We start from the raw sequence: 13,528 nt of genomic DNA, 5'->3' as shown, positions 1-13,528 counted from the left end.
GCTCAGGGTTGCAGTTGATCTTCGAGCTTCATGGTCAGGGCCAGCGAACTGCCCATGGCGATGGCCTGGTCACGCCAGAACAGGTAGCGCAAGGCGTTCTGCGACACACTGAAGTACACCGCCAGCTCTTCGGCGGCTTGCATCACCCCGGCCACGGCTGCCAGTTCCAGCCAGTACACACCGGCTTTCTGGTCGACTTCCACGGTCTGCCCGTGCAGCAGCCGGTAGCCGACTTCAAAGCGGCAGCGCGCTTCGCCGCGCTGGGCGCCGCGCAAGAACCAGTGGTAGGCCATGTGCAGGTCGACCTTCCACTCCTGCACTTCGCTGTCGCAGATTTCTTCCTCGTAGAGATCGCCCAAGGCCGCGGCCGCCTGTTCCAGACCGCGCTCGAATGCCTGTTGGTAATACTCGGCCGCACTGGCATAAGCGACCTGCACCCCCTTGCCGAAATAATACTGCTGGCCCAGGTTGAACCAGGCCGGGGCACTGCCCTGCAACGCCGCCATACGCAGCAGGTGCCCGGCCAGCGTCGGGTCGGCGCGCCAGTATTTGCCGTTGAGCCAGATCCAGCCCAGGTCGTTGAGTGCAGCAACACTGCCATCCAGGGCCTGGGCACGCAGATCGCTGTACAGCGCCTGCAGGTCGCTGGCCTCTTCGAGTCGACTGATCAGGATGAAACTTTCACCCAAAGCTGCCCGCTGGCTGGGTATACCCACACCGGCGTACAACCGCTCCAGTTGGCTGGAACGGCCAGACACCGCAATGATGCGCTCGGGAAGCAGGCGCTCGAGCAGTGGGTAAATGTTGCTGGCAGCTGACATGTTCATCCTCATTGAACAACCCGCCGAAACGAAGGCAGGAGTAATGAGGCGTGATTCTGCGCAAAGCCACGACAAAACCTGTCGCGAACGATTCGGTTGAGGCAAATCAACTACTTCATCCTTGATTCGATAGATAAATGGCCAATTGCCATATCTTTCCACTAGGAACATGCTACAACCGCAAGCCTAGACAAGGACGCCACACTTTGCCCTCCGCCACGACCCGCGCCACGCTCAGCCGTCAATGGGAGTTATTGCGCCAACTGCCCAGCCGTTCACCCGGTAGCACCAGCGCCGAGCTGGTAGCTCGCCTGAAAGACGCCGGCTTTACCATCAGCAAACGCACGATTGAACGCGACTTGAACGAGCTGTCGCTGATTTTTCCGTTGGAGCGCAACGACAAGAGCATTCCCTATGGCTGGCACTGGGCGGCCAATGCCGGCTTTCACCAGTTGCGCGTGCTCAACAACGCCAGCGAAGGCCTGCGCGACTTTGATCTGCAGGCCTATCTGCGCAGCGATGCCCTGCAGTTTGGTGATACCGACAAGATCGAGTTGCAGGCCTGGATCAGCGACAATCTGGCGCGCCTGGTGCGGGAGACCCCCGTGTCGGCAGACATGCAGATCACCCAGCTGGAGCACGGCCACAGCCTGCGGGCGACGGTGGGTAACGGCTGGCAACTGCGCTGGTGGTTACTCAGCCAGGGCGACAGCCTGATCGTCGAACAGCCCCTGGCCCTGCGCCATCAGATCGCCGAAACCTTGAGCAACGCCGCAGCACAGTACCAGAGCGCCTGAGCCGGTCAGCGCTGCATGCCCCAGCGGCGCACGGTAATGCGCTCCAGGTTGTTGAACACCAGGCTTTCCACCAGCAGGCCGATCAGGATCACCACGGCCAACCCGGCGAAGACTTTGTCGGTGTACAGCTCATTGCGGTTCTGGAAGATGTACCAGCCCAGCCCGCCTTTGCCGCTGGTGGCGCCGAACACCAGCTCGGCAGCAATCAGGGTGCGCCAGGCGAAGGCCCAACCGATTTTCAGACCCGAGAGGATCGACGGCAGCGCCGCCGGGATAAGGATGTGCAGCACCAGGCGCAAGCCGCGCAGGCCATAGTTGCGCCCGGCCATGCGCAGGGTCTCGGACACGCCGAGAAATCCGGCATAGGTGTTCAGGGCCAGGGCCCAGAGCACCGAATGCACCAGGACGAAAATCAGGCTGTTGTCGCCCAGCCCGAACCAGAGCAAGGCCAGCGGCAGCAGGGCAATGGCCGGCAACGGGTTGAACATCGAGGTCAGGGTGCTGAGCAGGTCACGGCCAAACTGGGTCGAGACCGCCAGGGTGGTCAGGCCGAATGCGAGGACAATGCCCAGCAGATACCCCTTGAGCAGCACCACCAGGGAGACGCCGACCTTGGCCGGCAACTCACCCGTGATCAGGCCGTCGTACAGCGCCGCTGCGGTCTGCAGGAAGCTGGGCAGCAGCAGGTCGTTGGCCTGGTAGCGAGCGATCGCTTCCCAGGCCAGCGCCAGCAGCACCAGTATCAGCCCCTTGCGCAGCCAGGCCTGTTGCCACAAGCGCTGGCCCAGAGGCAGCTCGCGCTCGATCGGCACGCTGAGCAGCGGTTCGAGAACAACTTCGTATTCCTGACGCGGCGTAATAGAGGTGGTCATGGCAATTCTCCCGGTCAGTAGGCAATACGGATGTCGGCAAAATCCAGTGCCGGGTCGTGCTCGGCGTGCGCATCATCGTTGAACAGCAAGCGATGGATGCGTCGCGCCGAGGCCTGGAAATCACTGGCGCCGAGGCTCTGCAGGTCGTATTGATGGCTATGGATTTCGGCACGTACCCGCCCAGGATGAGGCGACAGCAGAAGGATGCGATTGCCCACCACCAGCGCCTCCTCAATCGAGTGGGTGACGAACAGCAAGGTGAAGCGCACCTCTTCCCAGAGCAGCAGCAACTCTTCCTGCATCTTGCGCCGGGTCAGGGCGTCGAGGGCGGCAAAAGGTTCGTCCATCAGCAGGATTTTCGGCTGCATGGCCAAGGCGCGGGCAATCGCCACCCGGGCTTTCATGCCGCCTGACAAAGTATGCGGATAGGCATCGGCAAAACCGCCCAGGCCGACTTTCTCCAGGTAATGCAAGGCACGCGCTTCGGCCTCCTTGCGCTTGAGCGTGGCGGACGCCAGCAACGGGAACATCACGTTCTGTTTAACGGTTTTCCACGGCGGCAGCTGGTCGAACTCCTGGAACACCACGATGCGGTCCGGGCCTGGGCCATGCACCGCCTCGCCTTGCAGGCGGATCTGCCCTTCGCGCGGTTCGATAAAACCGGCGACCGCCTTGAGCAGCGTCGACTTGCCGCAACCGGAGGGGCCGAGCAGGACAAAACGATCCGCCTTGTCCACTTCGAAACTGACCTGGTGCGTGGCCCGCACCACGCGTTGCGCGGTGCGGTACTCCAGGCTGACGTTATCCACCTGCAGCAGCGGCGGCGTGGCGACGCTGCTCAACTTGCTGACCGTGTGGCCTTGCAATGGGGTGTTCATGCGCTTCAGCTCCCTTGTAGCGGTTTCTCGTCCTGGAAGAAGTAGTCTTTCCAGGAGGCGGGTTTGTGCTTGATCGCGCCCACGCGGTAGAGGAACTCGGCCAGCGGGTAGGTGTTTTTCGGCGTGACGCTGAACTCGTACTGCGGGTTGTCGATGATCTTGAGCAGCGCTTCGCGGTCGATCTTGGCCTTGGTCACGCGGATGTAGGTATCAGCTGCAGCCGCCTTGTCGTTCTGGGCGAAGTCCGCGGCCTCGGCCAGGGCGTCGACAAAGGCCTTGTAGGTCTTCGGATTGTCCTTGCGGAATTTCTCGGTGGCGAACAGCACGGTCGGCGAGTTCGGCCCGAGCAGATCGTAGGTGTTGAGCACCACGTGCACGTCCTTGTTGGCCAGCACCTGGTCCTGGAACGGCGGGTTGGAGAAATGCGCGTTGAGCTCGGTGCCACCGGCCAGCAAGGCGGCGGTAGCGTCAGGGTGCGGAACGGCCAGGGTGTACTTGTCGAGGCGGTTGTACTCCTTGTCCCCCCACTGTTTGGCCGCCGCGTACTGGAGGAAACGCGACTGTACCGAGACCCCGACAGCCGGCAGCGCAATGCGGTCCTTCTCGCTGAAGTCGGCAATGGTTTTGACTTTGGGGTTGTTGCTGACCAGGTAGTACGGAAAGTTACCCAGCGACGCCACGGCCTTGACGTTCTGCCGCCCCTGGGTGCGATCCCAGATGGTCAGCAGCGGGCCGACACCGGCACCGGCGATATCGATCGAGCCGGACAGCAAGGCATCGTTGATCGCCGCGCCGCCGGACAGTTGCGTCCAGTCGACCTTGATGTCGATGCCCTGCTCCTTGCCGTGTTTCTCGATCAGGTTCTGATCGCGCACCACGTTGAGTAGCAGATAAACAATGCCGAACTGTTCGGCGATACGGATTTCACCTTCGGCCTGGGCGGTTGCCGGGGCCACCAGGCTGCCGGCGAGCAGGCTGACACCCAGACCGATACTGGCCGCCAGGCGGCTGATTGACTTGCGCATGCTGTACTCCTCGAGTCGTGTCAGAACGGGGCATCGCCCTGGATGGTGGTGCGGTACAGCTTGCGGCGCAGGTGCGCGGGGCAGCCGGCGGCCAGGTGGATCAGCGAGCGGTTGTCCCAGAACACCAGATCACGGGGCTGCCATTGGTGGCGGTAGATGTTCTGTTCCAGCACGCTGTGGGCATAAAGCTCGGCGAGGATCTGCCGGCTTTCGTCTTCGGGCAGGCCAACGATGCGGGTGGTAAAGCCTTCACTGACGAACAGGGCCTTGCGACCGTTCTCCGGGTGGGTTCGCACCACCGGGTGAATCACTTCCTGCACCTGCGCCAGTTGCTCGGCCGTCAGCGTCGGGCGCCAGTTTCCTTCGAATTTGCTTTCGCTGTAGCGCGCGGTGTAGGAGTGCGCCGCGCTACGGTCTTGCACGGCAGTGCGCAGGGCTTCTGGCAAGCCATCCCAGGCCTTGTGCATATCGGCGAACAGGGTGTCGCCGCCTTCGCTCGGCAGCTCCTGGGCATGCAGCATCGAGCCCAGGCTCGGCAGTTCCTTGTACGACAGGTCCGAGTGCCAGAACTTGCCGGCATCGCCCAGGCCGATGTTCTGGCCGTTCTCGACAATGTTGGAGACGATGAGGATTTCCGGGTGGCCGGTCAGCAGGAACTGTTTGAGCACATGGATCTGCAGCACACCGAAGCGGCGACTGAAGGCGATCTGTTGCTCGGGGGTGATGCGCTGGTCGCGAAACACCAGCACATGGTGGTCGAGGTGCGCGCGGTGAATCCGGGCGAAGTCTTCGGCGGTGACTGTGCGGGACAGGTCCAGGCCAATGAGTTCGGCACCGACGGCACCGGAGAAAGGACGAATTTCGAAGCGTTGTTGTTGTTGTGCGCTGTCGACAGACGACAAGGCGCTGGAGGCCGCTGACATGATTCACTCCCACGCAGAGCGCGCCCAAAGGTGCGCGCATCGATCAGAAACTCACGGGGTTCCGTGTTGGTTCGGTCGTGCGGCGCGCCGATTGGTCGGCAGGTACGCAGGGGAATGACTATAAAGTCATAAGAGCTAGAATTTAAATATCTTTATAGAATAAGAATATCATCGCGGGGCAAGCCCGCTCCCACAGGGGAAGTGGAAAACCTGTGGGAGCGGGCTTGCCCCGCGATGCTGTCAACGCTCGCGCAAAGCCTCAGCCCGGGCACGAATGATCGGCTTGAGCAGGTAGCTCAGCACGCTCTTCTTGCCGGTGATGATGTCCACCGAAGCGACCATGCCCGGGATGATCAACAACGGGTTTTCATCAGTACCCAGGTGGCTGCGATCGGTACGCAGCTTGATCACGTAGAAGGTGTTGTTGTCTTCATCGGTGATGGTGTCGGCGCCGATCTGTTCCAGCTTGGCTTTCAGGCCGCCATAGATGGTGAAGTCATAGGCAGTGAACTTGACCATGGCTTCCTGGCCGGGATGCAGGAAGGCGATGTCTTGCGGGCGGATACGCGCTTCAACCAGCAAGGTGTCATCCAGCGGCACGATTTCCACCAGGTCGCTGCCCGGCTGAATCACCCCGCCGACGGTATTGACCAGCAGCTGCTTGACGATACCGCGCACCGGCGAGGTCACCAGGGTGCGGTTGACCCGGTCATCCAGGGCCTTGCCGGTGGCTTGTGCCTTGCTCAGGTCGGTGCGCGCCTCGTTGAGCTGCATGAGGGCATCGCTGCGAAACTTGCCGCGGGTCTCGTCGATCTTGCGCTCGACTTCCTTGATCGCCGATTCGGCCCGCGGGATGGCCAGCGAGGTGGCATCCAGCTGGCCGCGGTTTTCCACCTCGGCACGCTTGAGGCGCAGCACTTCAACCTGCGAGATTGCGCCCTGGGCCACCAGCGGCTCGGACATGCTGATTTCCTGGCGCAGCAACTGCAGGCTGTTGCGGTACTGGGCCTGCTTGGAGCTGAACTCGCGCAGCTCCTGCTGGCGCTGCACCAGTTGCTCCTGCAAACCGCCGATTTCGCTCTGCAATTGCTGACGACGGCTCTGGTACAAGGAATCTTCGTTGGCCGCCTGGCTTGGCGCAGCCTTGCGGATCTCTTCGTCGATCTTCAGCGGCCGGTCTTCGACCTCGGCACTCAGGCGCTCCACCCGCAAGGCCATGGCCAGACGATCCGCCTCGGTCTCGCCGACGTTGGATACGAAACGGGTATCGTCCAGACGCAGCAAAGGGTCGCCCGCTTCGACGATCTGGCCTTCTTTGGCAAAGATCTGCGCAACGATGCCGCCTTCCAGGTTCTGGATTTTCTGCAGCTTGGACGACGGAATCGCCTTGCCCTCACCCCGGGTGACTTCGTCGATGATCGCGAAGTTGGCCCATATCCCAAGGAACAGGAAGAACGCGATGACACCCCAGATGGTCATGCGCACGATACGCGGCGCGTCCTCGATGAGGGCCTTGTTGACCTCCGGCAGCGGCTGGCCGTTGAGAGACTCGGAGCCTTTGAAGTACTTGCGCAGGCTGTCCTTGACCTGACCCATATCGATCTTATGCAACACTGATCTGCCCCTTCTTCAGCGCATCCATGACGGCGGCTTTCGGACCATCCGCAACAATCTGTCCGCGGTCGACGACGATCAAGCGATCGACCAGTGACAACAACGATGCCCGGTGGGTGACCAGGACCACGGTCTTGCTTTCAATAACGGCTTGCAGGCGCTGCTTGAGACGCTCTTCGCCGGTGTTGTCCATGGAGCTGGTAGGCTCGTCGAGCAGCAGGATCTGCGGGTTGAGCAACAGCGCCCGGCCCAGGGCAACGTTCTGGCGCTGACCGCCCGAGAGGTTCTGGCCGCGCTCGCCGACCTGCAATTCATAGCCTTGCGGATGCAGGCGGGCAAACTCATGAACACCCGACAGCTCAGCCGCCTGCAGGACCATTTCGTCCTCGACGTAACGCGCACCGCTGACCAGGTTGTCACGCAGGGTGCCGGCCATCAGCTGGATATCCTGAGGCACATAGCCGATGTTGTGGCGCAGTTCACTGACGTCGATCTGGCGGATGTCCACGCCGTCGACCAGCAGCGAACCGCCGTCGGCTTCATATAGACCGACGATCAGCTTGGCCAGCGAACTCTTGCCTGAGCCGCTTCGGCCGATGATGCCGATCTTCTCGCCCGGGCGGATGCTCAGGCTCACGCCTTTGAGCGCCAGGTTCTGCTGGTTCGGGTAGGTGAAATCAATGTTGCGGAACTCGATTGCACCCTGCAGCACCTGACGGCTCAGCGGGCGCTCTTCGAAGTTGCGCTCTTGTGGCAGCTCCATCATCTGGTCGGTCGAGACCATGGTGACCTTGGCCTGCTGGTAGCGGGTCAGCAAGCCGGACAGCTGCGCCAGTGGACCGAGGGCACGGCCACTGAGCATGTAGCAGGCGATCAGGCCACCCATACTCAGGTTGCCAGCAATGATCTGGTAAACACCGGCACAAATCAGCGCCACCCCGGCCAGTTGCTGGATCAGCAGGGTGATGTTCATCGCCAGGCCCGACAGCACCTTGACCCGCAGTTCCAGGCGGCTGAGGGTGCCGATGGTCTGCTCCCACATGTACTGGCGTTCGCTTTCGGCGTTGTTGACCTTGACCGCGTCGAGACCGGCCAGGGTCTCGATCAGGCTCGACTGGCGCTCGGAGGCCAGGGCCATGGTCCGCTCCAGCGTCGCCACCAGCGGCTTCTGCAGGGCGTAGCCGATGCCCAGGGCGAGCGGGAAGGCAATGATCGGAATCCACACCAGGTGGCCGCCGATGATGGCGATCACCAGCAGGATCAGCAGGGTGAACGGCAGGTCGATCAGGCTGGTCAGGGTCAGCGAGGCGAGGAAGTCGCGCAGCCCCTGGAATTCGTGAATGTTCTGGGCAAAGCTGCCGACCCGCGCCGGGCGGTATTTCATCGCCATGCCGACGATGCGCTCGAACAGCGTGGCGGAGATGATCAGGTCGGTCTTTTTCCCGGCAAGGTCAAGGCACAGGCTGCGCAGGCCCTTGAGGATCAGGTCGAAGATATAGGCACCGCCGATACCGACAGCCAGCACCCACAGGGTCGCGGTCGCCTGGTTGGGCACCACGCGGTCGTAGACGTTCATGACGAACAGCGGCGCGGCCAGGGCGATCAGGTTGATCACCAGGCTGGCGGCGATGGCATCGATGTACAGCCAGCGGCTGCGTTTTAGCGTGTCGCGAAACCACGAGCGGGCGCGCGGAATCAGGTTGCCATGGTTAACGTCGAACTTGTGCTGCGGTTGGGCGAAGAACACCCGTCCGCTGTAGTCACTCTGCAACGCCTCGCGACTGACATGCACCTCGCCGCCGTCGCTCTCGCTGAGCAACAGCCGCGCGGTGTCGTCATTCTCCCAACCGAGCAGCACCGTGCTGCGACCATCCTTGAGCAGCAGCATCGCCGGCATGGCGATGTTCGGGATCTGCTCCAGCTTGCGTTGCAACAGACGCCCTTGCAGGCCGGCACGGGCGGCCGCACGCGGCAGCAGCTCCGGGCTCAGGCGCTGGGCCGGCAACGGCAGACCGGTGGTCAGCATTGCTCGGCTGGCGGGCTTCTGGTGCAGCACACAAAGGGACAGCAGGCTGTCCAGCAACGGATCATCGTGCTGACTGCGTGGATCATGGCTGAGTTGGACTCGACTGACTTCTGATTCCACGCGGTTTCTCTTGATGATTACGGTTGGAGATTAAGGCGAACCTCAGTTCATGCCTGGCAGGTTCACTTGCGGTTTCATATCGTTCTGCACAACGGATGCCATAGGGGCAACAACGCCCTGGCTCTTGAGCAGCTGGCCAATGGTCGCCTTGATTCGATATTGAGTAAACACCTGGACGTTCTTCACCTCGGCCAGACGACGCTGGGCGGTGAACAGTTCGTTCTCACTATCGAGCAAGTCGAGCAAGGTCCGCTCACCCAGGCTGAATTGCTGCTGGTAGGCGCTGCGCACGTTGTTGCTGTAGTCGACGTATTGCTGGGCAATAGGCAATTGCGCGTTGGCGTTGTCCATAGCATTCCATGCCAGGCCTAGTTCTTCATTGAGCTGGCGCAAGGCATTGTTACGAATGTCCAGCGCCTGATTGGTCAGGTACGACTTGGATTCCAGGTCGGCCTTGTTACTTCCACCGTTATACAGGTTGAAGCTCATACGCAGCATAGCCTGCCATTCGTTGTTGTGGCCGTTCAGGCCATCGATATCGTTATCGGCCGTCCGTCCGAGTTCTGCATCGAAACGTGGATAGAACGTAGACTTCGCCGCCTCGTATTGTTTTTCCGCCGCCGCGATATCGGACTCCGCCGAACGCAGGATCGGGCTGCTTTCGATCATCTGTCGTTGGGCTTCGTCGAGATTTGCCGGCAGCAAATCGATGAACGGTGCAGGCGCGGTCAACTCGTCGGGCATCTGACCCACAACGCTCAGGTAGTTGGTCTTGGCGTCGGCCAGATTGGTCTGCTCGGTGATCAGGTTGTTACGCGCCTGGGCCAGACGCGCTTCAGCCTGGTCGAGGTCAGCCAGACGCCCCACACCGCGGGCGGTGCGCAGCTTGATCTGGTCATAGATGCGTTCGTGGCTGCGCAGGTTGTCTTCGGCCAGACGCACCATTTCGCGACGGGTGAGGACGTCCAGGTAAACCTGGGCGACGGTCAGCGCGGTGCGCTCGGAGGCACCGAGCAAGGAGTAGGCACGCGAGTTAACGGTGGCTTGTTGACGCCCTACTTCGCTGGAGGTGGCAAAACCGTCAAAAACCATTTGCCGCAGACGCAGGCTCGATTCACCACGGTTGAGGGTTTCCCAGCGGTTGCCTGTGCTCGGACTGTCGGTCCCTTCGCGACCGTAACCTGCCAGTACATCGACCTTTGGCAGGTAGCCGCCCTTGGCTGCGCGCAGCTGGTAGTCAGCAGCGATACGGCTGTTGACCCCGGCCTGGATTTCCGGGTGTACCTCAAGGGCTTTTTGCATGGCCTCTGGCAGGCTTTGTGCCTGAACAAAACCGGCGGCGAGGGCGAAAGGAAGAGCAGTGAACAATGAAGCGCGCATGAGACGTTTTTCCTAGGGACCTCTTGTCCCAGATCACAGCAAAAGGACGTTGCTGCATTCGAAAATGGCAACCAGCTTGACGTTCTGTCGGAAACTTCCGAAGGGGTACTCGAGCGTACGTAGGAAGGGTGGCAGCCGCTTAAATATCAATGTGACATTACGGTGTTGATTGTTTAGGATGGCGGCAGGAAGGTCAATAGTTTGGCATAAAGTTAATAGCCAAAAAATATAGACAAATATTTGACGGATTTAGCGTCAAAATAACATTTGATACATACCCATCGGAATGCGGCAAATCAGCGCCGACTGGGCATGGAAGCCAACTGAACGGGTATTCGGAGAGTCCAATGAGCAGCGTTGTTGCCATCGTCAAAAGCATTGTTGGTCAAGTGATCGCCGTATCCCCGGAAGGGGCTCGGCGCGTCCTCATCGAAGGTGACCGCCTGCTGGCTGGCGAGCAGGTGCTGACTGGCCTGGCGGGCGCTGTGACCCTGGAACTGGCTGACGGTCGCACGCTCGACCTGGGTCGTGACACGCAATGGAGCGCTGACGCGCCAGACAGCAGCACCGACCTTTCGGCTGCTACCGCACAGGCCGCGCCATCGGTTGAAGAATTGCAACAAGCCATTGCTGCTGGTGCCGACCCGACCACCGAACTGGAAGCCACCGCGGCCGGCCCATCGGCTGCAGGCTCTGGTGGCGCCGCCGGTGGTGGCCACAGCTTCGTCATGCTCGATGCCACGGCGGGTTCGGTTGACCCGACCATCGGTTTCCCGACCGGCCCTATCGGCTTTGCCATAGATGACAACCGCCTGGATCTGGGCGGCCTGGACGATGGCAACAACGCAAACACCGCTACGCCTACGCGCGAATCCGGCCTGACCCTGACCGCCACGCCGTCGATCACTGAAGCGGGTGGTGTGATCATCTACACCGCCACCTTGGGCCAGCCGCCGCTGACTGACCTGACCGTGACCCTGTCCAACGGCCAGGTCATCGTCATCAGCGCCGGACAGACCACCGGCAGCGTCAGCGTGACCATTGCACCGAACGACACCGTGTACGTGGATGGCAGCGAAGTGTCTGCGACCATTACCGGCACCAGCGGTGGCGCCGGCCTGATCATCACCCCGGACACCACCCCGGCGGTTACCCAGATCACCGACACCGTCGACACCACCACGGTCACCCTGAGCGCGAACCCGAGTGTCACCGAAGGTGGCGTGATCACCTACACCGCCACCCTGACCAACCCGGCCCAGACGCCGGTGACCGTCACCCTGTCCAACGGCACCACCATCACCATCGGCGCGGGCCAGACCACCGGCACCGTCGATGTCCAGACGCCAGCGAACGACGTCTACAACAACGGCAGCAGCGTCAGCACCACCATCACCGGTGCCACGGGCGGCAACTTCGAGAACCTGGTGCCGGACCCGAACCCGGCCGTTACCACCATCACCGATTCGCTCGACAACACCGGCCTGAGCCTGACTGCCACCGGCACCGTCGCCGAGGGTGGCCAGATCATCTACACCGCGACCCTGACCAACCCGGCCGGCACCCCGGTGACGGTGACCCTGAGCAATGGCGCGGTGATCACCATTGCCGCAGGCCAGACCGAAGGCAGCGTCAGCGTGGCGGCGCCTGGCGACGACGTGTACATCGATGCCGGCAGCGTTGGCGTGACCATCGACAAGGCCGATGGCGGCAACTTTGAAAACCTGGTGGTCAGCGAAGTACCGGCGGTGACCGAGGTGACCGACACCATCAACACCTCGACCGTCACCCTTACCGCGACCCCGAGCGTCGCTGAAGGCGGCGTGGTGACCTACACCGCTTCGGTGACCGCACCGGTGACCGGTTCGGACCTGGTCATCAACCTGGCCAATGGTCAGCAGATCACTATTCCCGTTGGCCAAAGCACCGGTTCGGTGGAGTTCGTTGCACCGAACAACGTCCACACCAGCAACCCGGACCTGACCAACAGCATCACCGGCACCAGCGGTGGCAACTACGAGAAGCTGGACACCAGCGGCAACCCGGTGACTACCGTGACCGATGGTCCGGATACCGATGCGACTACCGGCCTTTCTCTGACCGCTACGGGCAGTGTCGATGAAGGTGGCCAGATCATCTACACCGCGACGCTGACCAACCCGGCCGGCACGGCGATGACCGTGACCCTGAGCAACGGCGCGGTCATCCAGATCAAGGCTGGCGAGACCAGCGGCACCGTCACCGTCGATGCGCCAACTGACGACGTCTACATCGACGCCGGTACGGTCGACGCGACTATTGAGAGCACCGACGGCGGCGATTTCGAGAGTCTGGTGGTGGACACCACCCCAGCCGTGACCGATGTCGCTGACACCATCAACACCAGCACCGTGAAGTTGACTGCCGACGTCAGCACCATCGGCGAAGGCGGCGTAATCACCTACACCGCTACCGTCAGCGCGAAAGTCACCGACAAACCGCTGGTGATCAACCTCACCAACGGTCAGCAGATCGTGATTGAAGTGGGTCAGACCACCGGCACCGTGCAGGACATCGCGCCAAACAACGTCCACACCAGCAACCTGGACCTGACCAACAGCATCAAGGATGTCAGCGGCGGCAACTTCGAGAAGCTCGAAGCGTCGGGTGAAACCACGATCACCGTCACCGACAGCCCGGACACTCAGAACGAGACCGGTCTGTCCCTTACCGCGACCCCGTCGGTCGATGAAGGCGGCAAGATCACCTACACCGCGACCTTGACCAACAAGGCCGGTACCGACATGACCGTGACCTTGAGCAACGGCGCCGTCATCGAGATCAAGGCCGGTGAGACTGAAGGCAGCGTGCAGTTCGATGCGCCGACCGACGACGTCTACATCGACGCCGGCACTGTCGAAGCCGTGATCGAAACCACCGATGGCGGTGACTTCGAGAGCCTGGTGGTAGATACCACCCCAGCGGTGACCGATGTTGCCGACACCATCAACACCAGCACCGTGAAGTTGACTGCCGACGTCAGCACCATCGGCGAAGGCGGCGTAATCACCTACACCGCTACCGTCAGCGCGA

10 protein-coding genes are annotated in these 13,528 nt (G+C 61.6%); 2 read left to right on the top strand and 8 right to left on the bottom strand.

From position 1 onward, the window contains the following. Window positions 1–2 precede the first annotated feature (2 nt). Window positions 3–821, bottom strand: a complete 819-nt coding sequence (locus NPS47_RS18845; protein WP_274296309.1) for a tetratricopeptide repeat protein — start codon at window positions 819–821, stop codon at window positions 3–5. A 206-nt stretch (window positions 822–1,027) separates the two neighbouring features. On the opposite strand from NPS47_RS18845, the gene NPS47_RS18840 reads away from it, so the two are divergent. Further along, window positions 1,028–1,618: a WYL domain-containing protein gene (locus NPS47_RS18840; RefSeq protein ID WP_274296308.1), complete on the top strand. Its 591-nt coding sequence runs from the start codon at window positions 1,028–1,030 to the stop codon at window positions 1,616–1,618. 5 nt (window positions 1,619–1,623) lie between these two features. Here NPS47_RS18840 and NPS47_RS18835 read toward each other — a convergent pair whose 3' ends face one another. From NPS47_RS18835 to NPS47_RS18805, 7 genes are all read right to left on the bottom strand, one after another. Beyond that, the gene (locus NPS47_RS18835) at window positions 1,624–2,490 is read right to left on the bottom strand and encodes an ABC transporter permease (RefSeq protein WP_274296307.1); all 867 of its coding nucleotides are present in this window, start codon (window positions 2,488–2,490) and stop codon (window positions 1,624–1,626) included. A gap of 14 nt (window positions 2,491–2,504) precedes the next feature. Next, window positions 2,505–3,368 (bottom strand): ABC transporter ATP-binding protein, encoded by an 864-nt coding sequence (locus NPS47_RS18830; RefSeq protein ID WP_274296306.1) that lies wholly within the window; start codon window positions 3,366–3,368, stop codon window positions 2,505–2,507. A 5-nt stretch (window positions 3,369–3,373) separates the two neighbouring features. Then, complete coding sequence (locus tag NPS47_RS18825; protein ID WP_274296305.1) at window positions 3,374–4,393, bottom strand: ABC transporter substrate-binding protein; 1,020 nt, start codon at window positions 4,391–4,393, stop codon at window positions 3,374–3,376. A gap of 20 nt (window positions 4,394–4,413) precedes the next feature. Continuing rightward, complete coding sequence (locus NPS47_RS18820; RefSeq protein WP_274296304.1) at window positions 4,414–5,316, bottom strand: TauD/TfdA dioxygenase family protein; 903 nt, start codon at window positions 5,314–5,316, stop codon at window positions 4,414–4,416. A 240-nt stretch (window positions 5,317–5,556) separates the two neighbouring features. Further along, window positions 5,557–6,912 (bottom strand): HlyD family type I secretion periplasmic adaptor subunit, encoded by a 1,356-nt coding sequence (locus NPS47_RS18815; RefSeq protein ID WP_274296376.1) that lies wholly within the window; start codon window positions 6,910–6,912, stop codon window positions 5,557–5,559. 7 nt (window positions 6,913–6,919) lie between these two features. Then, window positions 6,920–9,076 carry a type I secretion system permease/ATPase gene (locus tag NPS47_RS18810; RefSeq protein ID WP_274296303.1) on the bottom strand — a complete coding sequence of 719 codons (2,157 nt, stop codon included), beginning with the start codon at window positions 9,074–9,076 and terminating at the stop codon, window positions 6,920–6,922. 42 nt (window positions 9,077–9,118) lie between these two features. After that, window positions 9,119–10,456, bottom strand: coding sequence for a TolC family outer membrane protein (locus NPS47_RS18805; RefSeq protein WP_274296302.1), 1,338 nt, complete (start codon window positions 10,454–10,456; stop codon window positions 9,119–9,121). A gap of 347 nt (window positions 10,457–10,803) precedes the next feature. Here NPS47_RS18805 and NPS47_RS18800 point away from each other — a divergent pair. Continuing rightward, window positions 10,804–13,528 (top strand): retention module-containing protein (locus NPS47_RS18800; RefSeq protein ID WP_274296301.1); only part of this gene is annotated, 2,725 nt, incomplete at its 3' end.

The sequence above is a fragment of the Pseudomonas putida genome, assembly GCF_028682475.1.
Lineage (GTDB): Bacteria > Pseudomonadota > Gammaproteobacteria > Pseudomonadales > Pseudomonadaceae > Aquipseudomonas > Aquipseudomonas putida_AG.
This window is presented reverse-complemented; position numbering and strand designations above follow the sequence as displayed.